30 protein-coding genes and 1 tRNA gene are annotated in these 25,586 nt (G+C 68.1%); 19 read left to right on the top strand and 12 right to left on the bottom strand.

Annotation, left to right across the window (positions count from 1 at the left end; all coding sequences use genetic code 11):
• Window positions 1-44 precede the first annotated feature (44 nt).
• The 12 genes from rpmG (at window position 45) to OXG79_09730 (ending at window position 9,135) form a co-directional block, all read left to right on the top strand.
• On the top strand, window positions 45-209 hold the full coding sequence (gene rpmG / locus OXG79_09785; protein MCY3784062.1) for a 50S ribosomal protein L33: 165 nt from the start codon (window positions 45-47) through the stop codon (window positions 207-209).
• Window positions 210-276: 67 nt separating this feature from the next.
• Window positions 277-465 (top strand): preprotein translocase subunit SecE, encoded by a 189-nt coding sequence (secE, locus tag OXG79_09780; protein MCY3784061.1) that lies wholly within the window; start codon window positions 277-279, stop codon window positions 463-465.
• 42 nt (window positions 466-507) lie between these two features.
• Window positions 508-1,080 carry a transcription termination/antitermination protein NusG gene (gene nusG, locus OXG79_09775; GenBank protein ID MCY3784060.1) on the top strand — a complete coding sequence of 191 codons (573 nt, stop codon included), beginning with the start codon at window positions 508-510 and terminating at the stop codon, window positions 1,078-1,080.
• A 12-nt stretch (window positions 1,081-1,092) separates the two neighbouring features.
• On the top strand, window positions 1,093-1,518 hold the full coding sequence (gene rplK / locus OXG79_09770) for a 50S ribosomal protein L11 (GenBank protein ID MCY3784059.1): 426 nt from the start codon (window positions 1,093-1,095) through the stop codon (window positions 1,516-1,518).
• A gap of 2 nt (window positions 1,519-1,520) precedes the next feature.
• Window positions 1,521-2,237: a 50S ribosomal protein L1 gene (rplA, locus tag OXG79_09765; GenBank protein ID MCY3784058.1), complete on the top strand. Its 717-nt coding sequence runs from the start codon at window positions 1,521-1,523 to the stop codon at window positions 2,235-2,237.
• Window positions 2,238-2,412: 175 nt separating this feature from the next.
• Window positions 2,413-2,949 carry a 50S ribosomal protein L10 gene (rplJ, locus tag OXG79_09760; GenBank protein ID MCY3784057.1) on the top strand — a complete coding sequence of 179 codons (537 nt, stop codon included), beginning with the start codon at window positions 2,413-2,415 and terminating at the stop codon, window positions 2,947-2,949.
• A 3-nt stretch (window positions 2,950-2,952) separates the two neighbouring features.
• Window positions 2,953-3,339 (top strand): 50S ribosomal protein L7/L12, encoded by a 387-nt coding sequence (gene rplL, locus OXG79_09755; GenBank protein MCY3784056.1) that lies wholly within the window; start codon window positions 2,953-2,955, stop codon window positions 3,337-3,339.
• A 30-nt stretch (window positions 3,340-3,369) separates the two neighbouring features.
• On the top strand, window positions 3,370-4,245 hold the full coding sequence (locus OXG79_09750) for a glycosyltransferase family 2 protein (GenBank protein MCY3784055.1): 876 nt from the start codon (window positions 3,370-3,372) through the stop codon (window positions 4,243-4,245).
• The gene (locus OXG79_09745) at window positions 4,242-5,009 is read left to right on the top strand and encodes a glycosyltransferase family 2 protein (protein ID MCY3784054.1); all 768 of its coding nucleotides are present in this window, start codon (window positions 4,242-4,244) and stop codon (window positions 5,007-5,009) included. Before OXG79_09750 ends, OXG79_09745 begins: the two co-directional genes overlap by 4 nt.
• A complete protein-coding gene (locus OXG79_09740) occupies window positions 4,979-5,941 on the top strand; it encodes a glycosyltransferase family 2 protein (GenBank protein ID MCY3784053.1) in 963 nt (320 codons plus the stop codon). The genes OXG79_09745 and OXG79_09740 overlap by 31 nt, the downstream gene beginning before the upstream one ends.
• Window positions 5,942-5,984: 43 nt before the next feature.
• On the top strand, window positions 5,985-7,133 hold the full coding sequence (locus OXG79_09735; protein ID MCY3784052.1) for a glycosyltransferase family 4 protein: 1,149 nt from the start codon (window positions 5,985-5,987) through the stop codon (window positions 7,131-7,133).
• Window positions 7,117-9,135 (top strand): glycosyltransferase family 39 protein, encoded by a 2,019-nt coding sequence (locus OXG79_09730; protein MCY3784051.1) that lies wholly within the window; start codon window positions 7,117-7,119, stop codon window positions 9,133-9,135. The genes OXG79_09735 and OXG79_09730 overlap by 17 nt, the downstream gene beginning before the upstream one ends.
• A 72-nt stretch (window positions 9,136-9,207) precedes the next feature.
• Here the strand turns inward: OXG79_09730 and OXG79_09725 are convergent, their stop codons facing one another.
• Window positions 9,208-10,761, bottom strand: coding sequence for a flippase (locus tag OXG79_09725; GenBank protein MCY3784050.1), 1,554 nt, complete (start codon window positions 10,759-10,761; stop codon window positions 9,208-9,210).
• Between the two features lie 356 nt (window positions 10,762-11,117).
• Here OXG79_09725 and OXG79_09720 point away from each other — a divergent pair, with 356 nt between their 5' ends.
• On the top strand, window positions 11,118-12,821 hold the full coding sequence (locus OXG79_09720) for an NHL repeat-containing protein (protein ID MCY3784049.1): 1,704 nt from the start codon (window positions 11,118-11,120) through the stop codon (window positions 12,819-12,821).
• Here the strand turns inward: OXG79_09720 and OXG79_09715 are convergent.
• Window positions 12,818-13,687, bottom strand: coding sequence for an LCP family protein (locus OXG79_09715; GenBank protein ID MCY3784048.1), 870 nt, complete (start codon window positions 13,685-13,687; stop codon window positions 12,818-12,820). The two genes, OXG79_09720 and OXG79_09715, sit on opposite strands and share 4 nt — an antisense overlap.
• Window positions 13,688-13,730: 43 nt before the next feature.
• Here OXG79_09715 and OXG79_09710 point away from each other — a divergent pair, with 43 nt between their 5' ends.
• Window positions 13,731-14,132 carry a hypothetical protein gene (locus tag OXG79_09710; GenBank protein MCY3784047.1) on the top strand — a complete coding sequence of 134 codons (402 nt, stop codon included), beginning with the start codon at window positions 13,731-13,733 and terminating at the stop codon, window positions 14,130-14,132.
• Window positions 14,133-14,191: 59 nt separating this feature from the next.
• Window positions 14,192-14,971, top strand: a complete 780-nt coding sequence (locus OXG79_09705) for an A/G-specific adenine glycosylase (GenBank protein ID MCY3784046.1) — start codon at window positions 14,192-14,194, stop codon at window positions 14,969-14,971.
• 4 nt (window positions 14,972-14,975) lie between these two features.
• Here the strand turns inward: OXG79_09705 and OXG79_09700 are convergent, their stop codons facing one another.
• Entirely contained in the window at window positions 14,976-16,130 is a 1,155-nt protein-coding gene (locus tag OXG79_09700) for a glycosyltransferase family 9 protein (GenBank protein ID MCY3784045.1), read from the bottom strand.
• Between the two features lie 135 nt (window positions 16,131-16,265).
• Between OXG79_09700 and OXG79_09695 the strand changes: the two genes are divergently transcribed.
• From OXG79_09695 to OXG79_09685, 3 genes are all read left to right on the top strand, one after another.
• Window positions 16,266-16,670, top strand: a complete 405-nt coding sequence (locus tag OXG79_09695; GenBank protein ID MCY3784044.1) for a zinc ribbon domain-containing protein — start codon at window positions 16,266-16,268, stop codon at window positions 16,668-16,670.
• Window positions 16,660-17,499, top strand: a complete 840-nt coding sequence (locus OXG79_09690) for an HAD family hydrolase (protein ID MCY3784043.1) — start codon at window positions 16,660-16,662, stop codon at window positions 17,497-17,499. Before OXG79_09695 ends, OXG79_09690 begins: the two co-directional genes overlap by 11 nt.
• A gap of 180 nt (window positions 17,500-17,679) precedes the next feature.
• Window positions 17,680-17,755, top strand: a tRNA-Thr gene (locus tag OXG79_09685).
• Window positions 17,756-17,770: 15 nt separating this feature from the next.
• Here the strand turns inward: OXG79_09685 and OXG79_09680 are convergent.
• The 9 genes from OXG79_09680 to OXG79_09640 form a co-directional block, all read right to left on the bottom strand.
• The gene (locus OXG79_09680) at window positions 17,771-18,163 is read right to left on the bottom strand and encodes a type II toxin-antitoxin system VapC family toxin (protein MCY3784042.1); all 393 of its coding nucleotides are present in this window, start codon (window positions 18,161-18,163) and stop codon (window positions 17,771-17,773) included.
• A complete protein-coding gene (locus OXG79_09675) occupies window positions 18,160-18,393 on the bottom strand; it encodes a type II toxin-antitoxin system prevent-host-death family antitoxin (protein MCY3784041.1) in 234 nt (77 codons plus the stop codon). Before OXG79_09675 ends, OXG79_09680 begins: the two co-directional genes overlap by 4 nt.
• Before the next feature lie 92 nt (window positions 18,394-18,485).
• On the bottom strand, window positions 18,486-20,075 hold the full coding sequence (locus OXG79_09670) for an amidohydrolase family protein (GenBank protein ID MCY3784040.1): 1,590 nt from the start codon (window positions 20,073-20,075) through the stop codon (window positions 18,486-18,488).
• Window positions 20,076-20,129: 54 nt separating this feature from the next.
• Entirely contained in the window at window positions 20,130-20,468 is a 339-nt protein-coding gene (locus OXG79_09665) for a cyclic-di-AMP receptor (GenBank protein MCY3784039.1), read from the bottom strand.
• Window positions 20,469-20,475: 7 nt separating this feature from the next.
• Window positions 20,476-20,766, bottom strand: a complete 291-nt coding sequence (locus OXG79_09660) for a cyclic-di-AMP receptor (GenBank protein MCY3784038.1) — start codon at window positions 20,764-20,766, stop codon at window positions 20,476-20,478.
• Window positions 20,767-20,920: 154 nt separating this feature from the next.
• A complete protein-coding gene (locus tag OXG79_09655) occupies window positions 20,921-21,862 on the bottom strand; it encodes an aldo/keto reductase (protein MCY3784037.1) in 942 nt (313 codons plus the stop codon).
• Between the two features lie 9 nt (window positions 21,863-21,871).
• Window positions 21,872-22,657, bottom strand: a complete 786-nt coding sequence (locus OXG79_09650) for an NAD(P)-dependent oxidoreductase (protein MCY3784036.1) — start codon at window positions 22,655-22,657, stop codon at window positions 21,872-21,874.
• A gap of 111 nt (window positions 22,658-22,768) precedes the next feature.
• Window positions 22,769-23,170 (bottom strand): DCC1-like thiol-disulfide oxidoreductase family protein, encoded by a 402-nt coding sequence (locus OXG79_09645; protein MCY3784035.1) that lies wholly within the window; start codon window positions 23,168-23,170, stop codon window positions 22,769-22,771.
• 102 nt (window positions 23,171-23,272) lie between these two features.
• Window positions 23,273-24,277 carry a hypothetical protein gene (locus OXG79_09640; GenBank protein MCY3784034.1) on the bottom strand — a complete coding sequence of 335 codons (1,005 nt, stop codon included), beginning with the start codon at window positions 24,275-24,277 and terminating at the stop codon, window positions 23,273-23,275.
• Window positions 24,278-24,518: 241 nt separating this feature from the next.
• Here OXG79_09640 and OXG79_09635 point away from each other — a divergent pair, with 241 nt between their 5' ends.
• Window positions 24,519-25,475 carry an acetamidase/formamidase family protein gene (locus OXG79_09635; GenBank protein ID MCY3784033.1) on the top strand — a complete coding sequence of 319 codons (957 nt, stop codon included), beginning with the start codon at window positions 24,519-24,521 and terminating at the stop codon, window positions 25,473-25,475.
• Window positions 25,476-25,586: the final 111 nt, after the last annotated feature.

Here is a 25,586-nt window from a genome sequence, read left to right as displayed (position 1 = left end):
GCCGGGCACGCGCATCGTTCCTCCCGGCTTTGCGGAACGCTCTGATGCCCCGACGCGGTGATCGACTTGTCATAACGCTCGAATGCACGGACTGCGGCAGCCGTGGCTATGTGTCGAGCAAGAACCGGCGCAACGACCCGGATCGCATGGAGCTGAGCAAGTACTGCGCGCGCTGCCGCGAACATCGACGCCATCGTGAGACTCGTTAGAGAACAATCCAACCGCACGGCTGCCCGTGGCGGCCGTTCACGGCGCCGCACGGCGCCGCCCAGCCGCTTGGCGCGGCTTCCGGGCGGGGCGTTCATTCGCGACGCCTACGCCGAGCTGCGCAAGGCGCACTGGCCCACCCGCGAGCAGACCATCCGGCTCACCGGACTGGTGGTCGCCATCAGCCTGCTCATGGCGATGCTGCTCGGGCTGGCCGACTTTGTATTCGCCGAGCTGTTCGACGTCGTCGTGGCCTAGAGGGGGATAGTCGTGGCTACATCGCCTGAACCTGCCAAGACCGTGACGACCGCCGCCCGTGAGGACGACGGCTGGTTCGTGATCAACACCTACTCGGGCTACGAGGGCAAGGTGAAGGACAACCTGGAGCACCGCGTAGTCTCCATGGACGCCTCGGACAAGATCTTCGACGTGATCGTGCCGACCGAGGAAATCGAAGAGGTCAAGCACGGCCAGCGCCGCCGCGTGAAGCGCAAGATGTATCCCGGCTACGTGCTGGTGCGCATGGTGCTTGACGACGAGTCGTGGCTCGTCGTGCGCAATACGCCGGGCGTGGTGAACTTCGTCGGCTCGGGCAATCGCCCCACGCGGCTGCCGCCCGAGGAAGCGGACGTGATCTTCAAGCAGATGGAGGGCGAGACCCCGCGTCCCGAGGTCCGCATCCAGGCCGGAGAGCGCGTCAAGATCATCGACGGCCCGTTCACAGATTTCTTCGGCACCGTGGACGAAGTGCTCGACGAGAAGGAGCGCTTGCGCGTGCTTGTATCCTTCTTTGGCCGCGAAACCCCGGTCGAGCTGGACTTTCTCCAGGTGGAGAAGCAAAGCGGCGGCCCGGTGGCCGGGGCCGGAGGCTAGGCTCGAGACACCATGGCGCGAAGGCTCCGATCCATTGTGAAGTTGCAGCTTGCCGCGGGGCAGGCCACGCCGGCGCCGCCGGTTGGTCCGGCGCTGGGCAGCCACGGCGTCAACATCGTCGAGTTCACCAAGCAGTACAACGAGCGCACCAAGGACCAGATGGGCTCGGTGATACCCGTCGAGATCTCGGTGTACGAGGACCGCTCGTTTACCTTCATCACCAAGACGCCGCCGGTGTCCGATCTCCTGCGCAAGGCCGCAGGGGTTGAGAAGGGCGCGGCCGTTCCGCACGAGGAAGTGGTCGGCACCATCACCCGGCGCCAGCTGCGCGAGATTGCCGAGACCAAGATGCCTGACCTCAACGCCTATGACGTCGAGTCCGCCGAGCGCGTAATCGAAGGCACCGCCCGCAGCATGGGCGTGCTGGTGGAGGGCTAGCCATGCCGCGTCACGGCAAACGCTACCGGCAGGCGGCGGAGATGGTGGACTCCGAGGCCAGGCTTTCGATCTCGGACGCCGTCGATCAGCTGGTGCAGTTTCCGCCCGCCAAGTTCGACGAAACCGTCGAGTTGCACATGCGGCTCGGCGTGGACCCCACCCACCAGGATCAGCAGGTGCGCGGCACGCTGTCCCTGCCGCACGGCACGGGGCGGTCGATCCGGGTGATCGCCTTCGCCACCGGCGATGGGGCCGAGGAAGCGCGTGAGGCGGGGGCCGACGAGATTGGCACCGACGAGCTGGCCAAGCGCATCCAAGGCGGGTGGCTCGACTTCGAGGCGGCGGTCGCCATGCCCGACACCATGCGCATCATCGGCCCGTTGGGGCGGATTCTCGGTCCGCGCGGGCTCATGCCCAACGCGCGGGCGGGCACCGTGACCAACGACGTGGGCCGGGTCGTCAAGGACCTCAAGGCCGGACGCGTCGAGTTTCGCGTCGAGCGTTTGGCCAACGTGCACGTGCGCGCCGGCAAGGTGTCGATGGGCGCCGCAGCGCTCAAGGAGAACATCGCGGCGATCGTGGACGCCATTGTCCAGGCTCGACCCGCCGCGGCCAAGGGCACCTATCTGCTCTCCGCCACGCTCACCACAACCATGGGACCGGGCGTCTCGATGGACGTGTCCCGCATTCACGAGGAGGCCGCCGCGCTGGCCGCCTGAGGCGCCCAGCCCACCAGTCACACCCCTTTGCCGTCAGCCGAAGACCGCGGGTGCGCTGCATAAGCTCCCTTGGGGACGCCCGCCGAGGCGCGAATGACCACGCGAGCGGCGCGTGTCACGGCGCGCCGCCCGACGCCGCGGCACAAGGTCATTCGAGGAAAGGACGTTGACACGCATGGCCACCAAGGCCGAAAAGGTCGAAATCGTCGACGCGCTGTCGTCGGCGCTGGCGGACGCGCCGCTGAGCATCGTGGCCGGATATAGCGAGCTCACGGTGTCGGACATGCAGGCGCTGCGCCGCCAAATGCGCGAAACCGGCGCGAAGTTTCGCGTGGTGAAGAACTCGCTGGCGATCCTGGCGGCGCGCCAGAGTAACGCCGAGCACCTGGAGCCGTTTTTTCACGGCCAGACCGCGTTCGCGTTCAGTGGCGAGGACGTCATTGGCACCGCGCGGGCCTTGCGGGGATTCACTGCCTCGAATCCCAAGATGGAGATTCGCGGCGGTGTGGCCGGAGGGCAGGCGCTTGACACCGATCGCATCGCGCGGCTGGCCTCGCTGTTCGGGGTCGAGCAGTTGCAATCGGAGTTGGTTTGGTCAATCGAAAGCCCGATTTCCGGCCTGGTGCACACCCTGGCCGGCACGATTCACGGATTGGTTTACGCCTTGCAGGAACGCGTCGAACAACTGCAACCACACGCGGAAGGAGCGTGACGGATGGCCACGATCAGCAAGGACGACATTCTCAGCGCGATCGACTCCATGACGGTGATCGAGCTCAGCGAGCTGGTGGAGGCGCTGAAGGAGAAATACAACGTCACCGGAGCGCCGATGGCTATCGCCGCGGCGCCGGCGGCCGATGGCGCCAACGGCGCGGCGGCCGAGGCGGAGCAGACCGAGTTCACCGTGCACCTGGAGTCTTCCGGTCAGCAGAAGATCCAGGTCATCAAGGCCGTGCGCGAGATCACGGGACTGGGCCTGCGCGAGGCCAAGGGCGTGGTCGACGCGGCGCCGGGTCCGGTGAAGGAAGGCGTCTCGAAGGACGAGGGCGACCAGATCGTCGCCAAGCTTGCCGAGGTGGGCGCCACCGCCGAGCTGCGCTAAGCCCCTCCCGGCGGCTTCGGGAGGCCGTCCATGGTTGACGCGGTCGTTGTGGCCCATGGCAGCGGCGCTCGAGCGCGCCGCTGCATCAATGCGCTGCGCCACAGCTCGCGGCCGCCGGGGCGGATCGCGCTCGTCGACACGTCGGCCGACGGCGCCGCGCTGGCGGCGGTGAGCGACGCCGGGCCGTGGGTGACCTCCATCGCGCGCCCGGACAACCCCGGCTACGGCGCGGCCGCGAATGACGGCATCGCCGCCACGGACTCGGCCTACGTGCTCGTCATGAACGACGACGTGTTCGTGGATGGCGACGCCATCGAGCACCTCGTGAAGCACGCCGAATCGTCGCCTGATGTCGCGTGCGTCGGCCCCGATTTCAGGGATCTCGACGGATCGCCTCAGGAGGGGGCGTTTCGCTTCCCCGGCGTGGCGCAAGCGGCCATCGACGCCTGGCCCGCGCCGGCGTGGCTGCGGCGCGGGCGTCTGAACGGGCGCGTCGCGGCGGATGGCGTCCCCGTGGACATCGATCATCCGCTGGGCGCCTGCATGCTGCTGCGGCGGCTGGCTGTCGACTTGATCGGTGGCTTCTCGCCCGACTATTGGCTGTATTGCGAGGAGATCGACCTCTGCCGGCGGCTGAAGGACTACGGCTGGCGCGTGGCGCACCTGCCGGCGGCTCGGGTGTGGCATGTCGGCGGCGCGAGCACCAGTGAACAGCCGGATCGCATGCTGGCGCAGCTCTACCGGAGCCGGGTGCGCTGGTACCGCACGCACGCGCCGCCGCCGGTGGCTGGGATGGCGTTGGCGGCGATGCGTTGGGGGCTGCGCGCAAGATCGGCCATGGATGAAGCCGCCGGCCGGTCGGTGACTGGCGTCCGCGGCGCGCTAGAGGCCCTCGACGAATCGTGAGTCGCCCCGCGCCGCTGAGCGCAATCGTGATCGCCGCGGGCGAGGCGGCCAACATCGAGCCGTGCCTGCGAACGCTTGCCTGGTGCGACGAGCGCCTGGTGTTGGACGCGTTCAGCGCCGACGGCACGCCGTCGGCCGCCCCGGCCGGAACCCGCGTGGTCGAACGCCGCTTCACCACGTTCGCGGCCCAGCGGCAGGACGCCCTGGCCCGCGCCGCTTACGACTGGGTGTTTTTCGTCGACGCCGACGAGCGTGTGTCCGACGCGCTGGCCGCGGAAGTGCGCGCCCGCGCGGGCCGCGAGGCCCACGCGGCCTACGACGTCCCGCGCCTGAATCGAATCTTTGGCCACTGGATGCGCGGCAGCGGTTGGGCGCCCGACCATCAATTGCGCGTGATGGACCGTCGACGTGTGAGTTACCCGGTCGAGCGCGCGGTGCATGAAGTGCCCGACGTCGACGGTAGCATCGGGGTGATCGAGGCGCCGCTGGTTCACCACAGCTACCGCACGATCCGCGAGTTTCGCCGCCGGCAGCGGCGCTACGCGCGGATGGAGGCAAATAGCCTGTACCGGGCCGGCGTGCGCCGCCGCCGCACGGCGGTTGTGGCGCAACCCTTGCGTGAAATCCGGCGCCGATTGGTCGAATACAACGGCTATCGCGACGGCTGGGTGGGCCTGCAGTTGGCGCTGCTGATGGCCGAATACGAGTGGCGCCTCCAGCGCGGACTGGCCCGGTGCTGGCGCCGCCGCGCCGCATCGGGTTGACCCACGCCATGCGGGCGTCCGCGGTTGTGGTGACGCACCAATCGGCGGGTCATATCGGCGCGTGCCTCGAGGCGCTGCAGGCCGACGGTGCTGGCGAGCTCGAAGTCATCGTGGTTGACAACCGGTCAAGCGACGGCACCGCCGAACAGGTGCGCGCGCAGTTTCCGGCGGTGACGCTGCACGTCACCCACCGGAACATCGGCTATGGCGCCGCTGCAAACATCGGCATCGGCCTTGTCACCGGCGATCCCATCCTGGTCCTGAACGCCGACGCGATCATCGAGCGCGGGACGATCGCCGCCGTCCGAGCCCGCCTCGAGGCCGACCCCAGCCTCGGGTGCGTGAGTCCGGTTCACCTTGACGCCGACGGCAGCAGCCGTTCGCCGGCCCGCGCGTTTCCCTCCATCGGCGCCGCGCTTGCGGACGGCACGATGCTGGAGCGCTGGCTGCGAGGCTCGGCCGTGCTGCGGTCCTACTATCGCGACGCCGCCGTGCCCGACGCGCCCCCGGATTGGCTCGACGGCGCCTGTCTCGCGTTCCGCGCGCGCGCCTTGCGCGATGTCGGCGGATTCGACGCGGGGTATTTCATGTATTCGGAGGAGCTCGATCTGCACCGGGCGCTGCGGGCGGCTGGATGGATCTGCGCCGTCGAGGAAACAGCTCGGGTGCGGCATGTGGGCAGCGCGTCGGCGGGACGCGATCTTGTGGCCCGTGAGCGCAATTTCTTCCGGAGTCGCTATCGGTTTGCGGGCAAGATGTGGGGGCGCCCCTTCGCCGTGTTTCTGCGCCTATTCGTGGCCCTCGTGAATCTTGTCAGGCTGGCCGAGCAGCTCCTGCGGTTGCTGCTGGGGCGCGGTGCGCCCTCACCGCGCGCCGAGGCTGGGCGCATCGCGCGCGTCACGCTGTGGCAGTGGTTCGGCTGGCGCCGGTAGTGGCAGTGCCGCCCGACGGCGTCTCACCGAGGAGTCGACGCTAGTGCCCGCGCCAACGCGCCGAATTCTCTTCGTCACCGCCGAGTTCCCACCGCGCCGCGGTGGGATTGCCGATCACGTGATCCGCCTGCGCTCGTCGCTCGAGGATCTGGGCGCGCGGACCTACGTTGCCACCGAGGCCGTGTCGCAGGACAGTCCCGTCGACCGCGTCTACCGCCTGGCGCCGAATCCCTGGTGCCGCCAAATCGTCAGTGTTCTTCGGCTGGTCCGGCGATTTCGGAACGACATCGTGCATATTCAATACCAGGCCGGGGCGTTCGACTCGGCGCTGCAAGCGCCGCTCATGCCCTGGGCGCTGCGCCTGATGGGCTTTGGCGGATTGGTCGTCGTCACGTTTCACGATCTGGCAGAGCCGTTTGTGTTTCCCCGCGCGGGCCGGTTGCGCCGACGGGTCGTGGATCTGCTGCGCGGCTGGGCGGACGTCTGCATTTACGTCGACGCCCTCGATCGCGCGTGCGTGAGTGCTCGCATCCCGGGCGAGTGGCGTCGATCCCAGTACATTCCGGCGGGACCGACCATTGAGCCCCCACCGTCGTTGGGAACGCGTGACGAGGCTCGCCGCGACCTGGGCCTGCCGGCGGACGCCTTTCTCATCGGCTTCTTTGGTTTCCGGCAGGCGGGGAAGGGGCTGGAAGTGCTGGCGGCCGCGATGCGAAATCCGGCCCTAACGAAATGCGGCGCGCGGCTCGCGCTGATCGGGGGCGCCGGCCCGGATATCGGCGCTCGGCGGGCGGCAGCCCCGGTGCCGCCGTCCACGTTTGCCGGCGTGAGTGTGCTGGAACCGGGGTACCTGGAGGCTCCCGACATCTCGCGGTGGCTGCGCGCCTGCGACGTTGCGGCGCTGCCCTATGACGATGGACTCTCGACGCGCCGTGGATCGTTCATGGTTGCCGCGGCTCACGGACTGCCTGTCGTCACGACGACTCCCGTGCGGCCCGACCTGCTGGATGTGCGCCCCGGCGAGGTGGCGTTTACGCCGGTGCGCGATCCCGAGTCACTGGCGGCGGCGCTGGTTCGAGTTCGAGACGACCCTGAGTACCGATCGACGCTTGAGGCGGGATCACAAGCCGTGGCCCGCCGCTATTCGTGGCGCCGCATCGCCCGTCAGACGCTCGATGCCTACGGCGGCTAGCGTCGGCCTGGCTGCCGCGGCCTCGACCTGGGGTCGGCGGATGGCGCCCCTGGTCACGCCCGAGCGAGCGGTGCTACTGCTCGTGGTGCTGGGGGCGGGCCTGCGCCTGTGGAACCTGGAGGGGTTGGGCGACTTCGACTTCGACGAGGTCGCCGCCATCTGGTACGCGCGTGCCGGCCTGCTCGATATCGTGGCCGATCTGGCCGCGGCGCCGTTTGAGCATCCCCCGCTCTACTACCTGGCGCTGCACGTGTGGATTGGGTGGTTCGGCGAATCCGAGCCGATCGCGCGGGCCTTTTCGATCCCGTTCGGACTGTTGCTGATCCCGGCGACGTACCGCCTGGCCCGCTGCTATGTCGCCGCTTGGCCGGCGGTGGTCGCCGCCGTGGTCGTCACCACGTCGCCGCTGCTGGTGTTCTTCAGCCGCGAGGCGCGAATGTATGCACCCGCGGCCCTCTTCGCCGTGCTCTCGCTCTGGCTATTCGAGCGAGCCATGCGCTCCGGACGGCGTCGCGATTGGCTGGGGATGGCCGTCTGCGTCGCGGCGGGCAGCTACATCGACTTCACCGTGGCGATCGCGCTTGCCGCCATGGTGCTGGCCTTGCCCTGGCATTGGCGGCAGCGTCGGCGCCGCGTGCTGGTCTTCGTCGCCGTGGGCGCCGCGAGCCTGGCCGTTCTGCTGCCCTGGCTGATCCTGGCGCGGGGGCTGCACGACAGCCTGCCGGCCTTTGGAACCGGCGATCTCACACGCGGCCTGCTGGTCGAGATTGGCCGAATGGCCTGGCTCGATCTACTGGTCGGCATGGAGGAGGTCCGCAGCGGACGGCTCTCGACCGCATTTGCCCTCGGCGCCGCGGCGCTGGCCGTGGTCGGCGTCGCCGCCGTCGTCATCCGCCGCCGCGGAGGGCTGGTGATCGGATTCGTGGCGTCGGTGGTCGCCTTTCTCGCGCTGTTGCTCATCTTCGACAAGCCCTATCAGCCGCGATATCTCCTACCGGCGATTCCTGCGATCGGCGTGCTCGTGGCCGCGGCATTCGACGCCGCGCCGCGGATTCCGCTGCGGAGTCTGGCCGCCACGGGAGTCGCGCTGGTGGTGTTGGTCGGGCCGGTCGTGGCGAGTCGCGCCTATTTCACCGACTACGTGCGGGGCGACTACCGATCGATCACCACGACCATCGAGAGTCTCGCGCGGCCCGGGCGCCCCGGCATTGACCAGACGAAATTCCGCGACGCCGTCGTGCTTGCCGGTCCGTGGCAGGGGTGGTTCTGGCGGCACTACTTCCCCGACTTCCTGGATAAGGTCGATGTCTGGCTCCTCCCCGACGAGGTGCCGCCGGCCGTGGACTTCTTGGAGGTCGAACGCAAGCTGGGGCAGGCGGCTCGGAACCACAACCGCGTGTGGGTGGTGCTGGCGGGGCTGGAGCAGGCGGATCCCCGGAATCTCACGGAGACCTGGCTCACGCGCCACTTGTGGCAGGCGCGCTCCGAGGTCTACCGCAACGGCGTGCTCCAGCTGTACATGACGCATGTCTACGACTTCGTAGAGCGCGTTGGTCAAATCAATGTCAACGACGACTTCGAGATGGCCGAAATGTGGTTCACCGGCCATCGCAAAGACCAGGGTCCGCGGGAGGCCGGCGACGGCATGCGATTCAGCATCCGCTTGGAGATGCCGGCGCCGGTCGACTACGACTTGCGGATCCGCGTGTGGGTGGAAGGCCCGACCGGCGCGGTCTACTCCAAGGAATTCCACGCGCAGAACTTTGCCGGGCAACGCACCTCGGCCTGGTCGCCCGGCGAGATCCACGAAGTCCGAACCGGGCTTTGGATTCCAGCCGACGCGCCTCCCGGCACTTACCAGACCTTCATGGGCTTTGTGGGACCCGAGGGCGAGGGTTTGCCGGTGTTAGGTGAATTCGCCCTGCGGTCGTATGTCGGCCAAAAGGGCTTGTGGCTCGGCCGGACGGTCTTTGTGCCGCCGTCACTCGACGGGCAACGTTGAGCCGGGCCGAGCTGACGGCAGACGCTTCGGCCGGCGAGCTGTTGCACGGCGCTCCTCTCGGGAGTCGTCGTGTCAAGACAGTCGCAGTGAGTCGCGGATTGCGGCAAGCCGAAGCCCGCCGATGACGAACAGCACCGCGACGTAGGCGGCCATGGCCGCCAGCGCCGTGCCGATCCACGACAGGTCGCGCAGCAACACCGCCACCACTGCCGCCACCGCGGCAGCCACTGCCGGACGCGCGCCCGGCTCGAGCACGCGACTCAGCAGCCGGTCCCGGCGCAGGATCCAGCCCAGGCCTGCCAGCAGGACGACCTCGCTCCCGATCGTCGTTGCCGCGGCCGCCACGAAGCCCCACATGGGCACGAGCGCCAGATTGAGCCCCACATTGAACAGCGTGGCAATCAGAAACACCGGGGTGAGCCGCCACTGGCGGTCCGAGGCAATCACGACGTATTGCAACGTCCCGTTGAGGTAGCTCAGCGGCAGGAACCAGATCAGGATCGCCAGCGCCGTGGCGGTTTGCGGGAGGTATTCCGACCCGAGCAGCGTTTCGACGACCGGCTCGGCGAAGACGAAGAGCAGCAACACGGCGGCCGCGGCCGCCGTTGCCAGAATCCGCCACGCGCGCGTGAACCAACGCGTCAGCTCCGCCGGGTCGGCGGACGCGCGGGCCATGAGCGGGAAGGCGGCAAGCACGATGGCCGAGGGCAAGATGTTGAGCGCATTGAGGAATTTGAACGCCGCGTTGTAGTGCCCCACGATCGCCGTGCCCTGCAGGGGCTGCAGGATGAGGATGTCGATCTGGATGAACGCAGTGGCCAGCAGGCTGTTCAGCATGAGTGGCAGCGCATCTCGCGCCAGGCCGCGCAGTTCGTCCCGCGGAACGCCCCAGGCTCGACGCAGCAGCCCGAATCCGACCGGCCGGCCAATCGCGATCAGGGTGACGCAACTCGAGAGCAGCCCCGCGAGCGCAACGCCCACGACTCCAAGTCCCGCCGCAAGCAGCAGCAGACCGAGGCCGGCGGTCAAGGCCGAGGTTCCGGCCACCACGAGCGCGCGACGATCCATGCGCTCCCAGGCGCCATAGACGGCCGCATAGGCCTGGTTCACCGCGGTCAACGGCAGTCCGAGCGCCAGCACCGCGGTGGTAAGCAACGCCAGCCCGTCAATGGCGCCGGCGGCCCAATAGATGAGGGCGATGCCCACCATGGCGGGCATGCTGACGGCCAGCAGCCGCGCACGCAGGGCCAGAGCCGACCGGAAGATGCGCTCCAGTCCGGCCGCGTCCCTGGCCACGTCGCGCGTCACCAGGGTGCCGAGGCCGAAGTCAACGATGACGGCGAAATAGGCCAGCAGATTCGTCGCGAAGGCGTAGTGGCCGTTGCCCTCCGGACCGATGAACCGGAGCACGACGACCATGAACACCCAAAACAGGGCTCGGTCGGCCAGGCTGACGGCAACCGGCGTGATGGCGTTGCGCGCGAACCGCCGCTGTTCGGCGACCTGCGTGCGCGCGGTCGGTCGAGTCAAGCGCCGCGCGGACAGAAGCCCGAGGTAGACCGTCGCCGCGACAGCAAGCAGGGCGCCAACGGCAACGAATCCTATGCCGTTGGCGCCCAGGCTCATGGGGAGGGAGGCGAGTCCGAGCTTCCCGCAGGACCGCTGCCTTGGACGTCCGGACCCGCCGAACATACATCGCGGCTCGGACGCAAAACGTTGCGCAAATCGGCGCGACTTTTTTCCCACGCGAGCATGGGAACGCGCTCCACGGTGCGCCGGGATCTCATGCGCGGCAGCATACGCGCCCCGGCGTCATGAATCCGCTGCGGGCGCCGTTCTTCATGTGACCGTCACACCGGTGCGTCTGCAACCCCGATGGAATCAAGAGCCATGAGCGTGAACGGTGCGGATCAGCTCGGGTTGGCGCGTTGGGCCGCCGCTAGACTGGCAGCAGCCAATCGTCCCTGCCCCACGCGCACGCCATGATTCCTCGCCCCTTCGGTCGACGCACGCTCCTTGCCGGCCTGGCGCTGGCGCCGCTGGCCGGAATGGCGGTGCGAACGGTGTCCGCGCAGGACGACGACGAGCCCTTGGCGGTCACGCTTGCCGCCATCCGTGGAGTGGGCCGCGATTCCTCGCCGTGGGGCGTCGCCGTCGACGACGACGGGTTTCTCTTCGCCTCGGACTCACGCGCCAGCCGCATCGTCCGAATCTCTCCGGATGGCTTCGAGCTTCTGGTTCTCGTCGATGAGGAGGGTGACACTGGGTCCATCTCCAGGCCGAAAGGCGTCGCGCTAGGACCCAACGGGCTGCTCTACGTGGTCGACGGCGGCAATCGACGCATTCAGGTCTTTACGCGGGACGGCGAGTTTCGCAGCCAGTGGGGCGGTCAAGGCGGCGGTGAGGGCCAGTTCAACGCGCCGCGCGGTATCGCGGTCGACGCCGACGGCTTCGTCTACGTCGCCGACGGCTTTAACGACCGCGTCCAGAAGTTCGGGCCCGACGGCTCGTTCGTCGCCATGTGGGGCAGCCGCGGCGAGGAGCCGGGAGAGTTCAGCACGCCGAATGGCATCGCCGTTGGGCCTTCGGGCTTGGTGTACGTGGCCGATACGTTTCGGGACCGGGTGCAGGTCTTCAGCTCGACCGGGGAGTTTTGGCGGTTCGCCGTAACCGCGCCGGCGGTCCGCAACCCCGTGGGCGTGGCCGTCGACCAGGCGGAGCGGCTGTACGTCACCGAAGAAGCCGACCACCGCGTGGCCGTGTTTGAGCCCGACGGCGCACTGGTCGGGAGATTCGGCGGCGAAGGCGTCGAGGAAAACGAGTTTCGATTCCCGCAGGGCATCGCCGTGGATGACGACGGCCGGATATACGTCGCCGATAGTCTCAACAGCCGCGTGCAGGTGTTCGAGTCGCCGCTCAGCCAAACGGCGCCGCCGCCGGAGGCCGAGGATCTGGCGGTCGGGATCGCGCTGGACGACGCGGCGCCTGGACCGCTGCAACACAGCTTGACCGATTGGCGCGTGCGGCTGGACGGCGAACTGCTGACGGCGGGCTTCGCCACCTATTTCGGAGCCACGGGCGGCCTGCGACGGTGGGGCTATCCCACGTCCGATCCCTGGCGCGAAGTGCCCGGCGTCATCTCGCAGTGGTTCCAGCGCGGCGTCATGGACTGGAACCTCGACACCTTTTCAGGCAAGCGGAAAGTGTTTTCCCGCCCCGCGTGGGATCTCATCGGCGGCGGTCTCGATGGCGCGCCCAATCTCGGCATCGAGCCCACCCTGTTTTCCGATCAGGAGGGCATGATCGTGGGCACGTGGGGTCATCGCGTGTCCAACTTCGCGGTCGACGGCACAGTGACGGGCTTTCTCGACTTCTTCGAGCAATTCGGCGGCGCGCTGGCGTTTGGCGCTCCGCGGACGGAGGCGCGTGTGGACACCGGCGCCCCCGGCACGATCATTGCTCCAGGCGCCGAGCCTGGCGTGATCCGCCAGTACTTCCAAAACGCCGTCTTCGAGAGCTGGCCCCATTCCGGCGATTCGGTGCAACTGCGGCTGCTTGGCGATGCCTTGCGAAACCGCAAGTACCCCGACGGTGCGTGGCGGATGTTGCCGGCTTTTCTCGATTCCGATTTCGTGCGCAGCGGGGAGGCCCGGAACTTTCCCCGCTTGGGGACCGCCGAAGGCTAGCTCGGGTAGTAGGCCTCGCAGTTGTCGGCGATGAAGACCGGCTCGCCGGCCGCGTTCGTCGGGGTTTCCAAGGATCGTGCGAACGCGTCGGCCACAAAGTCTCGAATCGAGACCAGATCGGGTCGGAGGAGAAACGCTCCGTCCTCGCCGGTGAACCACTGCAGCAGCTCGCCGCCGCGGCTGTGCACGGCAAACGAGTGCACCCGCTGCGGAGGGGTCCGAAGGGCCAAGTCGGCCAGCGCGGGGAGCTGCTCGAGCGGAAAGTCAGTGCGGAACGCGCCGCCGAGCTCCTCGAGCACGGCGGGGATGTTCACGATCAGCGCCGGTGACAAGGCCTGCTCACGCAGGCCGCGCATCACCTGCTGCTGGCGGCAAATGCGGGCAAAGTCGCCCCCCGGGTCGTACTTGCGCGAGCGGCCGTAGGCGACGGCCTCCCGACCGTTGAGCGTGTTCGAGCCCGGCTCCAGGACCAGGCGAATCTCCTCGTCGGTGTCCAGGTAGACGAACCGTTCGTCAAACTCGCGCGGCGACCAGACGTTCACGCCTCCCAGCGCATCGATGATGCGTTCCACGCCGTAGAAGTTCACCAGCAGGAAATAGTCGATGGGAAGGCCGGTGATGTTGTGAAGGGTCGCTTGAAGCGGCTCCATGCCCTGGCGCTTGAAGATTTCGTTCACGCGGGTGGAGTGCGTGTCGCAGGTGTCCAGGCAGAGATCGCGCGGGATCGAGAGCACCAAAGCCGAACCGCTCTCGGGGTCCAGGCTGACCAGCATGATGACGTCCGTGTTGCCCTCGAATGAGTCTGCCTGGTCGATGCCCAACAGCAGGAATGTGACGCGCTGCTCGACCCCGGGCAGGTCGGTCACGGCAGTGGGCAGCCGGACGGGTTCCGCGGGTCCTGGATTTGGGGTGGCCGCCCCGGCCGCCGGCGTGACGTCAACTGGGGCCGTCGGCTCCGGCGTTGGGGCCACAGGTGTCGACAGCGGTGTCGGTGTGCCCGTGATCGCCGGTGGCGGGGTCGCGGCCGTGGGCGACGCCGCCGGCGAGGCGGTGGCGCTCGGCGTGTCCGTCGGCTGCGGCGACGGCGAGGCAGGAGCGATGGCGGTGGTCGTTGGCGCCACGGGCGGCTCGGGCGTCGGCGCCACGACCACGATCGCGGTTGTGGCTGAGCCTGGCCCAGGCGTCGCGTCGCCGCACGCGGCGACCGTCAGCATGCCGATGGCGATTGGGGTGAGGGCGCGCGCCAGGAGTCGGATCAATGGCGTGGCGGGCTGGAGAATCGAAATCTCGTGCGGCGCACGATCCTTTTGACCGTACCATCGGCTCGCGGAGCGACAGTGCATGTGCATAGCGAATCAGGCGGGCGTTCCGTGACTAGCCATCTGCAAATCGAACGCCGATTTCGGACGGCGTTTCAGGACCGCCTCATTCGCTGGTACCGCGCGCATCGGCGTGACCTGCCGTGGCGTGAAACTCGCGATCCCTACCACGTGGCCGTGTCCGAGCTGCTGCTCCAGCAAACGCAGGCGTCTCGGGTGGCGCCGGTATACCGCGAGTTCGTGCGCCGCTACCTGACCATCGAGGACCTTCATCGCGCGCCTGCCGAGGAGGTCAGCGCGCTGACCGACCCGCTCGGCTATCACATTCGCGGCAAGTGGCTGAAGGCCATGGCGGCCGTCGTCGTCGCGGACCACGGGGGCCGCATGCCGGATTCGCTCGAGGGACTGCGGCGCCTTCCTGGCCTCGGCCCGTACGCGGCGGCTGCCGTGCACACCTTCGGCAACGGCAAACGCGCGCCACTGGTGGATACCAACATTGCACGGGTCTACACCCGGGCCGTCGGGCTCCCGGCCGAGGGCTCGGCTTACCGCGATTCCCGCAGGCTGACGGAGCTTGCCGAGGCGCTGACGCCGGCCCGGCGCTTCTACGACTACGGGCAGGGCCTCATGGACCTCGGCGCCACCGTGTGCACGGCGCGAGTGCCGGACTGCCCCCGGTGTCCGTTGCGCAAGCTTTGCCGTGACCTCGCGGGCGGTCCGCCCGTGGCCGAATGGCGCGTCGACGGCGTGCCCATGGCGGCCGAACGCACGGCAGGCTATCGCGTCGGATCGGGGGCTACGCCGCGTCGGGCGGCAGCGACGGACTCGTGAGAGGCTAGCCTGCGGCCCCCTCGGTCCGATTCGGCAACAAGTCCAGGGCCGCCTGTTCCACCTCGGCGACGTCCGGGCTCTCCACCAAGCCGCTCGTGGGGCTGCCGCGATACACCCAGACCGCATTTGGGGCGTAGGGTCCATAGACCCACGGCTCTGTCGTGGTGAAGACGGTGACCGACGGCGTGCCCACGCAGGCGGCGAGCTGCGCCGCCGTCGAGTCGTTGCCCACGAACAGGTCGCCGCGCCCGATGAGCGCCGCGAGCTGTCCGAACCCGGTCTGCCCGCTCAGGTCGATCGCCGGCTCGTGCATGGCCGAGCGCACGGCGGCATTGGAGCTGGCGTCCGACGGCAGGCCCACCAGCACCACGGTTGCATCGCGGCGTTCGATCAGCGCGTCGGCCACATGTGCATAGCCCGCCGCGGTCCAGCGCTTCGAGACGTCCACCGCGCCCGGATTCAAGCCGCCGCCGGGAGCCATGATCACCAGCGGGGATCCGGGCGCGGCGCCAAACTCTTGGTGCAAACGGTCGGCGGCCGCTTCGTCGCTTACCGAGGGGCGAAAGTGGCAGCGAACGTCGCTGGTATCGATCCCCATGGCCCGTGCGACTCGCAGGTAGGCATCGACTTCGTGTTCGTCGTCGGCGATGGGGACCCGCGTGGTATGCGCAAACCCGCGCCCTTTGTTGTGGAGGCCGATGCGGTAGGGAATGCGCGCGAGGTAGGGCAAGAGCGCCATGAGCGGCGAGCGGTCCAAGATCACGGCCACATCGAATCGGCCCTGTCGAAGCCGTCGGGCGAGACCCAGATAGGCCTGCGCGTCGTACCGGCGTGGCGTTCCGAGCTGTCCCATGTCCAGCATGTCGTCGATGTGGGGATTGTTTTCGAGCGTGCGCCGGGCGTAGTCGCCGACGGCATAGGTGATCCGTGCGTCGGGATGAGCCCGGCGCAGGGCGTGCAGGAACGGGGTCGTCCGCAGCACGTCGCCTAGCGCCAGCGGCTTGATGACGACCGCGGAGAATGGCGAGGGCGGCAGCGCGTGAACGCCGGGTGGCGCGGGACGGATGACAAGCGCGGCCGCGCGGCACAGCGCCGTGACCGTGTGCGCTCGCAAGCCATGGCGGCGGCGCCAGTCTTTGCTGGGCTCCCAACGCCTCATGGCAGCACGCTCGAACGAGCTCGCGCGGTCGAATTGCAGCACCGAGCCTAGCACCGCGGGCATCCGCAAACTGCGGCGCGCCGTACACTTGCGGCGTCCCTGCGCTGGCTGTTCCAGCGCGGCCTCCACCCTCCGGTGCCAGTCTTTGACTACCGCTGCCCCGACTGCCGGCGGCGCTCCACCAAGCTCTTCAAGACATTCGCCGCTGTGCAGGATCCGCCGTGTCCCCACTGCGGCTCGGATCGGCTGGAGCGCCTGCTGTCGCGCGTCACCATCGTCCGCAGCGGTGCGTCGGACGACGGCGCGGGCGACGAAGATTTCTCGGGTATGGACGCCGCCATGGAAGGCCTGGAGTCCGGCGATCCGCGCAGCCTCGCCCGCATGACGCGCCAAATGAGCGAGGAGATGGGCGAAGCATTGCCCGACGAATTCGAGCCCATGTTGCGGCGCATGGAGGCCGGCGAAATGCCCGACGACGCCGAGTTCGAGGACGTGGCTTCCGACTTGGACGATGGCGGCGACGCGTTCGATGAGGACTAGCCTGCGCCCCCGACTCCTCGCGCTCGATGTGGACGGCACGCTGACGTGGCCCGGCGTGGGACCAGATTCAGACGTGATTCGCTCGCTCGGCGATGTCGCCGCGCAGGGAGTCACGGTTGTCGTCGCTACTGGCCGCGGGACATATGCCACCGCCGAAGTCGTGCGCGAGCTTCCCGGCTCTGCCTATGCCGTCCTCAACAACGGCGGCATCGTACGGTGCGTCAGCGACGGGCACGTACTGCGAGGCCGGCACATGACCCACGCCGCCGCCGCTGCGGTGCTCGGGGTCTATCGAGACTGGGGCATGGCCGGAATCTGGGTCGAGACTCCCTTCGCCGGCGAGCGTTACCTGTGCGACGGCGCGTGGTGGACCCATGCCCCGACGCGGCTCTACCTGTCGACCAAGCTGCCGATCATTCGCCCCATGCCCAGCACGGCAATTGCCGCGCCGCCCGTCGAGGTGTTCGCCTTCGGCGACCGTGAAGCCGTGGCCGGCGCCGAACGCCGAATCAATGAGGAACTTGCCGAGGTCGTCTCGACGGTGTCCTGGTGGAGTGAGCGGCTCGGTGCGGGAGGCCTGGAATCCCTGCCCGCCGGTGGGACGAAAGGGGAAGCCGTGGCCTGGCTGGCCGGCGAGCTTGGAATCGACGCTTCCGAGGTCGTAGCCGTCGGCGACGACCGCAACGACATCGAGATGCTGCAATGGGCCGGCCGCGGCGTCGCCATGTCGCACGCTCCGCCCGACGTGCAGGTGGCCGCCGACGAAGTGGCCACCATCGAAGGGCCGCCGGCCGTGCGGCAGGTCATGCGGGATGTCTGGGGCGTCTGACCGAGCCCGTCCTTCAAGGGGGCGCAAGTCCTCCCGGTCCGTCACCCCGGCGGAAGCCGGGGTCCAGGGTCGATGTTGCGGGGCCGGAGTCAACCGGCCTGGATTCCCCAAGTCCACAAACGAAGTGCAACACCTTGCGAAGGGGCGGCTGGAGTGCCAGTGCTAGGCTTTTCTCCGTTCGCCGATGTAGCTCAGCTGGCAGAGCGGGGCTTTCGTAAAGCTCAGGTCGTGGGTTCGAATCCCACCGTCGGCTCCAGCAAATCGCTTGCTGCTAGACGCCGTCCCGCGCCGCCATCGTGCGGACGGGGTAGCGCAGCATGTTGGCGTCGGCGGTCACCAGGGTGAGCCCTTCGATCTGCGCCTGCGCCACCAGCATCCGGTCGAACGGATCGCCATGAATCGTGGGCAGGCTCCCCGCCTGTTCGGCGTGAATGAACGTCACCGGAAGCTCGGTGAATCCGGCTGCCTCAACCGCCGCGGCCAAGTGCTCGGGGGCTCGCAGCTTCCCGAGCGCGCTCTTGATAGCGACTTCCCAGACGCTAGCCGCGCTGACGAATACGTCGTTCCGCGGATCGGTTAAGGCTTGACGCACGTCGTTTCCAAGCATTTGCTCGGCCCCAAGTGCCCACAGGAGCACATGGGTGTCCATCAGCAGGCGCCTCACAAGTCGCCTTCGAAGGCCTTGATGACTTCCTCGGGCGTCTCATCGAAGTCGGGAGCGATCCAGATCTGGCCCTTGAGGTCGCCAAGCCTTCGCGGCTTGTTCTCTGGCCGGAAGGGCACCAGCCGCAGATACGGCTTGCCCGCCTTCGCGATGACGACCTCTTCGCCCTCCCAGGCCCGCTCGCCGAGTCGCGAGAGCTGCGACTTGGCCTCGTGCATGTTGACTTGCATGGCGATACTCCTGCCTTAGCTAAGCTAGGCTAAGCTTATATCGAGGCTGCATCGATTCGCAATAGCCGCGACGCCGCCCGTCGCATTCGCCCTTATGGCGACCTCGCGAGCCCCAGCCTGAACACCCGCCTCGCGTTGCCGTGCATCACCGCGGCGTAGGCGGCGGGATCGAGACCGGCGCTGTCTACCAGCCCGACCATGAGCGACGGCGAGAGCAGGTCCATGTCCGTTCCGAACATCACGCGACTCGGTCCCAGCCGCTCGACGGCCGCGCGCACCGGGTTGTCCTGCGGCCACGAGCTGGCGTACTCGACATAAAGATTGGGCAGCGGCGCGGCAAGCTCCAGCATCCGCTCCCAATCCAGACCGCCTCCGTGATAGGCCACGACGGTCAGGTCCGGATGCGTTGCCGCCAGCTCGACGATGCCGTCCACCTGTTGGGTTTCGGTCGGCGGATCGAATCCGCCCAACGCCATCACGTGATTCACCACAGGTTTGCCACGAGCGGCGACCTCTTGAAACAGGGCGGCCATTCGCGGATCGCCGATGGGCACGCGGGACAACTGTGTGTGCAGCTTGGCCCCCACAACGTGCGGCTCGGGATACCACCGGTCCATCTCCTCGCACGATCCGGCGACGTCGTGGGGCGTGATCGTCACCAGCGGGCGGATGGTGCCGCGTCCACGGCTTCTCTCCACCAGCTCCCGGTTGCCGCGGCGGAAGTCGTTGGTGATGGCCAGCGCCGATGAGGCGAACGTCTGCTCCACGTTGTACTTGACCATCAGCCGCTCGAGCGTGGTGATGCCGTGGTTGTCGCGGCTGGTGGCGTCGGCGTACGGCCAGGCGCCGTTGTGCGCGTGAATGTCGATGATCGGCACGGTCTCGGGACCCCGCACGGGCGGGCCGAACGGATTGGGCGTAAGACCGGGAGTCGCCCGGTCGGCCACTTCGCGGCCTTCGATTAACCGCAGCGCGTTGCCGGCCAGGATGAGCCGGCGGTCCGGTTCGGGCAGGTTGGCGTGTCGCACCAGGTTGAGCGCCGACAGCGCGTTGAAGGGCGGCCCGGAGGTCCCGAACAGCACGCGGTCGGCGCCCACGTCAGACGCGATCAGCTCCAGCGTGTCGGGGCGGCAGAGCCGGTGACTCTCCAGGTGGACTCGGGGATCGCTCCGCATGACCGTGAGCGCCTCGCCCAGCGTGGCGTAGGCCACGTTGGCGAAAACGATCGTCAGATCCAGGTCGCCCAGCGCGTGCATGAACTCCGTCAGCTCACCGATGGGGTTGCCCAGGTCGGCCATCAGCACCAGGCCCGCGTCGGCGATCCGGCGGGCGGCGGCCAGAAACGTCGCCTCGTGCGGCGGCCAGGCGCCTTGCGCGCCGCGAAACGCGCGAAACAGCCGCACGCCGGCGTCAATCGACTCCTCGACCTGGTCCAGCACCCGGCTGCCGGAGCGCGGGTCGACCACTGCGGCTGCCGTCAGCTCGCCATGCCGTGCGGCCGCGGCGAGGGCGTCGGCGTTGCCCAGGCCCGCCTCGTGGTAGATCCCGCTGAGCGCCGTGACGTAGGTGTGAGTGATCCCCACGGCCGACGCGCGGTCCACGACCTCCGCCGGAGTCCACGCGGCGCGGGCGAAGGGCACGGCGCCAAAGTGCCCGGATACGTCGATGATTTGGTCGGTCATCAGGCGTTTCGCGTGCGGATCGGCGCGCGCATTATGCGCCAGGCGCCGCGCGGGTTAGAGCCGGACGAAGCGCTCGATCTCCAGCGTGAAGACCGTGGCGCCGCCGACCTCGACCTCCACCGGCTCCGCCAGCAGCATCGTGTCCCCGGCCAGCGAGACGATCTGCATCTCGCTGCGGGTCTGGCATTGGCTGGCGATCAGCTCCATCAGGGTCTCGTGGCGTGTGTGCGAATAGGCCACCATGATGGCCTCGCTTGCGCGCTGCAGGAATCCTCCGCGCGTCGGAATCCGCGTGTGCGCGAATCCGGCGTCGTTGAGCGCGTTGGATAGGCGCATCGCGTCCGCGTCCTGCACCACGGCGATGGCGAGGCGGTCGTTCCCGCCGGCGGTCATGGTCACGTCAGAGCCTCGCGAACTGGCCGGCCCGCACCACGAATACGATGCCGTAGGCCGAGCCGCCGGCGTCCGCACCGGCTGCCTGGTGTGCACTCCGTTTCAGCACGTCGATGACGGCGTCGACCGCCGACTGGGCCACGCCGATGACGAAGACTGCGTTTCCCCGGCGCAGGAATCCGCCCTGCGCCGTGATGCGGGTGACGCCGTAGCCCTCGTCGACCAGTGCCTGATTTACGCGGTTGGCGTCGTCGTTGTGCACCACCGCGCATACCAGCCGGTCGATCTCGTCAGTCATCGACACATCCAGTTGGCCAAGCGCGCCCTTCACTTTCGCACACGGAGGCCGGGGAGTACTCCTCCGTCATTCCGGCGTCCGACTCCCTCTCCCATGGGGAGAGGGTTGGGGTGAGGGGCCGGGGCACCGGGGTGACGAGGGACTGTCGCGGCCGTCACGGCAAGCGGGGAATCCTCAGGTGGCTGCCGAACCCGTGGGCATCCGCGTGATAGGGCGAGTCGAAGTAGGTCGAGGTCTTGAACCACTCGTGGCGGCCGTCGGTGGCCTGGCGCCGCACCCGATCGCGCAGCGCCTGCTGCTCGTCCTCCGTCATCGGCGTGAACGTGCGGGCGATTTCGAGGTCCTGCAAGACATCGGCGTGGGTGACCGCGCCGCAGGCCAGGGATGTGATCGGCTGCGACAGCGCGTAGCGCCGCAGCTCCTGCGCCGTCAGCCCGCCTTCGGTGATGAACTGCCCATTACCGCCTAGCGACTTCATCCCGATGCAGGCGATGCCGCGGCGGTTCAGCTCGGGAAGAATCTCGGCAATGAAGCTGCGGTACTGGTGGTCGAAGACGCTCACCGGCATCTGGCAGGAGTCCCACTCGTAGTCGGCGGCCAGCATGCTCTTGAAGATGTGCGGACTCTTGTGCCCCGTGAAGCCGACGTAGCGCACCTTGCCCTGGGCCTTGGCGATCTCGGCGGCCTCGACGGCGCCGCCGGGCTCGAAGATCCACTCGGGGTCGTTGTCGTAGTTGATCTCGTGGAACTGCCAGAGGTCGAGATAGTCGGTGCGCAGGCGGCGCAGGCTCTCGTCGAGCTGCTCCAGGGCGCCATCGCGAGTCCGGTCGCAGACCTTCGACATGAGGAAGATGTCGTCGCGATGGTCGGGCAGGACCCGGCCGTAGCGGCGCTCGCTGAGGCCCTCGGCATAGTCCCAGGACGTGTCGAAGAAGGTAACGCCGTTGTCGAGCGCCGTGCGGATCATGCGCTCGGCTTCCTGGTCGGTTACCCCTGGTCGCGAGATGTGACCGCCGCCGAGGGCGATGATCGACACCCGGTCCGAATGACGCCCAAAGGGCCGCGCCGGCAGCGTCGCCGTCGTGCTTTCGGTCATGGGCGTCCCTTAGACCATCCCCTCGGTCGTGTAGCCCCAGAGGTCGTACTCGCCGCCCTTCGCCAGCACCTCGTCCGCGAATTCCTCCGCGTTGTCCTGGGGGCGGAAACCCAGCTCGGTGACGGCATTGGTGATGTCCCAGTAGGCGCGCGCGTTGGCCGAAATCCCATAGTAGATGCCCCAGCGAATGCCCGGCGCCTCCACCGAGCGGCGCACCAGGTTGACCAGGTCGCGGTCGCTCAGCCAGGTGGAGAGGATGCGCGCACCGGAGTCCCACTCCGGCGGCTTCAGGCGGTACTTATAGCTGCCGATGCGCAGGCAGACGACCTCCATCCCGAAGCGGTCCGAGTAGTAGCGGCCCACCGCCTCGCCCCAGACCTTGGCGACGCCGTACATGCCGTCCGGACGCGGCGTGGACTCTGCGTCGCAACGCTCGCCCACGAGTTCGTACCAGCCGGTGGCGTGGTTCGAGCTGGCGAACACGAAGCGCTTCACGCCGGCCCGCCGCGCCGCTTCGTAGGCGTTGTAGACGCCGACGACGTTTGGCTGCAGATACGGCTCCAGCTCGTCCGTGTCGTGGTTCGACTTGGCGTGCATGTGGACCACCGCGTCCTGCCCGGCAAACGCCTCGGCCACCGCGTCGATGTCGTCGAAGTCCAGCACCCGAAACCGCGGATCGTCCTGCGGCTGGCGCGAGGTGCCGGTGAGCGTGAAAACGCCGTCCAGGTCCTCCATCAGCGTGCGCCCGATCACGCCGGTGGCGCCGGTGATCATCACCTTCAGTCGATTACTCAAGGGCGGGACTCCTCAGTGAGAACGGCAGGCGGGAATTGGGCTGTAGCGTACCGGTCGCTTGCCGGCCGGGCATATCCGCGCCGTGTCCACTCTCAATACCGGCGCCACGGGTCAATTGCCCGCATCGTGCCGGCGCGTGAACCGCTCGGTCCACCCGAGGTGGTGGCGCCGTGCGGCAACGACGCGATAGGCGGCGTCGACCACCGGCGCGACCGCCGCGTTGGTGAGCACCCGCTCCGCACCTGGACCGATGGCTTCGGCCAGCGCCCGGCGCAGCGCCGGGCCGGCGGAGTGGACCGAGCCCTCAGTGTCCGCGATGTGGAGAGCGGTGCGGCGTTCCGCTGCCGGGAGCGGTGCCAGGAGGGCTTCGGCTTCCGGACGGTTGAAGTCCAACAGGTCAAGGCGGTCGCCTCGGTCGAGGCATCGCAGGACTCTGGCGCAGACGCGGCAGAAGGCGCACCGGCCGTCATAGAGGACTACCGGCCGCCCCCTCACCCTGACCCACTCCCGCATGCAGTTCGAGCAGTACGAATACTGGTCAAGAGCGCATAGCCATTCAGGCGGCCGCCGGGACTACGGATTCTTCGGCAATCGTCCGCCGCGGGATTCGTTGAGCTACCTGTAGACCGTATACCCAAGCGCACGCAGGCCGCGTATCGCCGAGTTGCGCTGGTCGGTTGCCCACGTCTCGCACGGCTCCCACCCGCGCCTCTCCGCGAAGCCCGTGTAAAAGTCGGCATGGAAGGGGTGCATCTGGCCCAGGTAGGTGCCGTTGGGCCAGGCCGCCGTGTCCCGACAGAAGGCCTCGCCCACGTAGCTCTCACCGATAGTGAGACCGCACTCGCCGAAAACGCGCCGAACCGGATGGTTCGGATCGCTGCGCCCATCGAGGGTGAAGTCCGCAAGGTACTGGTTGCCGCTCAGCAGGTCGGTGGCCTGAATGCGGAATCGGCTGGCTGCGAAAATCTGCCGTGCCATCGCCACGGCGGCGCCTGAGAAAATGAACTCCTTGTTCGTCGCTGTCCCCCAGACGCCTGAAATCGTGGGTTTGGCGTCGAATCTCCATTGTGTCGCCACCAGACCATTGATATCGCCTGAGAGATGCGCGTCTTCGCCAAAATAGACAATGGTGTCAATGAGGTTGTCTTGGCAACGAACCGCGAGGACCCGCCGATTTTGTGCGGCAAGGGCAATGTAGCGTTTGGCTCCCGTGGCCTCGTCGTACACGCTCGTGTCCAAGACCCACGTCGTCGTTGCATGCGCAGTCTGCGCGGGCACGGGCGGGGGCGTCGGCGCGGGGTCGGGCGTCGGTGTCGAGGTCAATGCCGGCGAGCCCCCCGGAGGCTCGACAACGGTGTATCCAAGCTCGCGCAGCCCGCGGGCTGCTGAAGCCCGCTGGTTCTGAGCCCAGGTCACGCACGGATCCAACCCGCGACGTTCGGCGAATCCCGCGTAGAAGTTCGAGTGGTACGGATGCATTTGACCCAGATAGGTCCCGTTGGGCCACGCCGGATAGTCCTGGCAGTAGTCCTCGCCGTCGTAGTTGAGGGCGAGAACTAGCCCGGCCGTCACGGTCCCAATCAGAACCGCACCAGCGAGCGCTCCGATAAGTCGCCGCATGCTGCGTCTCCCGGCGGACGACGGATTTACCACGAATACCCGAGGCCAATTTTGAAACCACCCATGCGTCCCGGCAACTGCCGACCGCGGCAGGCCGATTCGGCGGTTCTTCGACGGCGACGCCGTTCCGGCTGCAAGGGGATCCTCATGCCGGCCAGCGCCATGCGCCACTTCGGCGCGCGAGTGAGAAACTGACCGCGAGCCGCCGCCCTCGCCCTGCCCCCGGACGGGAGAACACGACATGGCGCATCACGAATTCGAGCCCACGACCTATCACAACACCTTTGGCTGGCACGAGCCGCCGCTGACGGTCCAGCCGGGCGACAGCGTGCGCACGAGCACCGTCGACGCTCGCGGCGGCGACCGGCATGGCAACACCGTCGCCAATCGCGGAAACCCGCAGTCGGGGCCGTTCGCGGTCGCCGGCGCGGAGCCCGGCGACACGCTGGTCGTCACGCTCGACAAGGTGCGCATCACGCGCCCATGGGGATTCAGCTCGTCGGCGTTGGCGGCCAACGTGCTCGAGTTCGACGACGTGCCCGACTTCAGCGATGAGGCCGACCGATCCTTCTGGGACATCGACCAAGAGGCCGGCACCGTCCGGCTCCAGCCGCCCGAGCGTGCGCCGGCGGGAGAGCCCACGCCGGCGCGGAACCGCATCCACGAAGTGGCGCTGCCACTGCGGACCATGATCGGCTGCGTGGCGGTGGCGCCGCCTGGACGGCAGCACATCTCGACCGCCACCTCCGGGACCTTCGGCGGCAACATGGACTACAACGGCGTGGTCGAGGGGCTGCGGCTCTACTTTCCCGTGTTCGCGCCCGGCGGGCTGTTCCACACCGGCGATGGTCACGCCCTGCAGGGCGACGGCGAGATGGACGGCACGGGCGTGGAAGTGCCCCTGGACGTGACCTTCACGCTGGACCTCATCAAGGGCAAGACTATCGAGTGGCCGCACTTCGAAAACGACACCCACATCATGACGGCCGGCAACCTCCGACCGCTCGACCAGGCCGTGCAGCACGCCACGTCCGAGATGGTGCGCTGGCTCGAAGCGGACTACGGGCTGACAACCCGCGAGGCGCACCTGCTGCTCGGCCGCATGGTCGAGTACGACCTGGGGAACATGTTCGATCCCGCCTACACCATGATCTGCAAGCTGCGGAAGGACGTGCTGCGCGAGGTGGCGGGCGGCTGACGAGGTTCTAGTTCCGTAGCAACGCGGAGCGGTTTTCTCCGTTCGCCCTGAGCAACGTCGAAGGGCGCCGTTCATGGTTCGACGGGCTCACCACGAACGGCGGCGGGCGCA

This window comes from Chloroflexota bacterium (genome assembly GCA_026706485.1).
GTDB lineage: Bacteria > Chloroflexota > UBA11872 > UBA11872 > UBA11872 > JAJECS01.
The sequence above is the reverse complement of the archived record's forward strand: the minus strand, read 5'-3'. Positions and strand labels throughout refer to the sequence as shown.

What these genes read in the sequence shown, in the direction of transcription:
- rpmG (MCY3784062.1), top strand. Translation starts at nt 45, where the DNA reads ATGCCCCGACGCGGTGATCGACTTGTCATAACGCTCGAATGCACGGAC.
- rplK (MCY3784059.1), top strand. Translation starts at nt 1,093, where the DNA reads ATGGCGCGAAGGCTCCGATCCATTGTGAAGTTGCAGCTTGCCGCGGGG.
- rplA (MCY3784058.1), top strand. Translation starts at nt 1,521, where the DNA reads ATGCCGCGTCACGGCAAACGCTACCGGCAGGCGGCGGAGATGGTGGAC.
- rplJ (MCY3784057.1), top strand. Translation starts at nt 2,413, where the DNA reads ATGGCCACCAAGGCCGAAAAGGTCGAAATCGTCGACGCGCTGTCGTCG.
- rplL (MCY3784056.1), top strand. Translation starts at nt 2,953, where the DNA reads ATGGCCACGATCAGCAAGGACGACATTCTCAGCGCGATCGACTCCATG.
- OXG79_09750 (MCY3784055.1), top strand. Translation starts at nt 3,370, where the DNA reads ATGGTTGACGCGGTCGTTGTGGCCCATGGCAGCGGCGCTCGAGCGCGC.
- OXG79_09730 (MCY3784051.1), top strand. Translation starts at nt 7,117, where the DNA reads ATGCCTACGGCGGCTAGCGTCGGCCTGGCTGCCGCGGCCTCGACCTGG.
- OXG79_09725 (MCY3784050.1), bottom strand. Translation starts at nt 10,761, where the DNA reads ATGAGCCTGGGCGCCAACGGCATAGGATTCGTTGCCGTTGGCGCCCTG.
- OXG79_09720 (MCY3784049.1), top strand. Translation starts at nt 11,118, where the DNA reads ATGATTCCTCGCCCCTTCGGTCGACGCACGCTCCTTGCCGGCCTGGCG.
- OXG79_09700 (MCY3784045.1), bottom strand. Translation starts at nt 16,130, where the DNA reads ATGAGGCGTTGGGAGCCCAGCAAAGACTGGCGCCGCCGCCATGGCTTG.
- OXG79_09690 (MCY3784043.1), top strand. Translation starts at nt 16,660, where the DNA reads ATGAGGACTAGCCTGCGCCCCCGACTCCTCGCGCTCGATGTGGACGGC.
- OXG79_09675 (MCY3784041.1), bottom strand. Translation starts at nt 18,393, where the DNA reads ATGCAAGTCAACATGCACGAGGCCAAGTCGCAGCTCTCGCGACTCGGC.
- OXG79_09670 (MCY3784040.1), bottom strand. Translation starts at nt 20,075, where the DNA reads ATGACCGACCAAATCATCGACGTATCCGGGCACTTTGGCGCCGTGCCC.
- OXG79_09665 (MCY3784039.1), bottom strand. Translation starts at nt 20,468, where the DNA reads ATGACCGCCGGCGGGAACGACCGCCTCGCCATCGCCGTGGTGCAGGAC.
- OXG79_09660 (MCY3784038.1), bottom strand. Translation starts at nt 20,766, where the DNA reads ATGACTGACGAGATCGACCGGCTGGTATGCGCGGTGGTGCACAACGAC.
- OXG79_09655 (MCY3784037.1), bottom strand. Translation starts at nt 21,862, where the DNA reads ATGACCGAAAGCACGACGGCGACGCTGCCGGCGCGGCCCTTTGGGCGT.
- OXG79_09645 (MCY3784035.1), bottom strand. Translation starts at nt 23,170, where the DNA reads ATGCGGGAGTGGGTCAGGGTGAGGGGGCGGCCGGTAGTCCTCTATGAC.
- OXG79_09640 (MCY3784034.1), bottom strand. Translation starts at nt 24,277, where the DNA reads ATGCGGCGACTTATCGGAGCGCTCGCTGGTGCGGTTCTGATTGGGACC.
- OXG79_09635 (MCY3784033.1), top strand. Translation starts at nt 24,519, where the DNA reads ATGGCGCATCACGAATTCGAGCCCACGACCTATCACAACACCTTTGGC.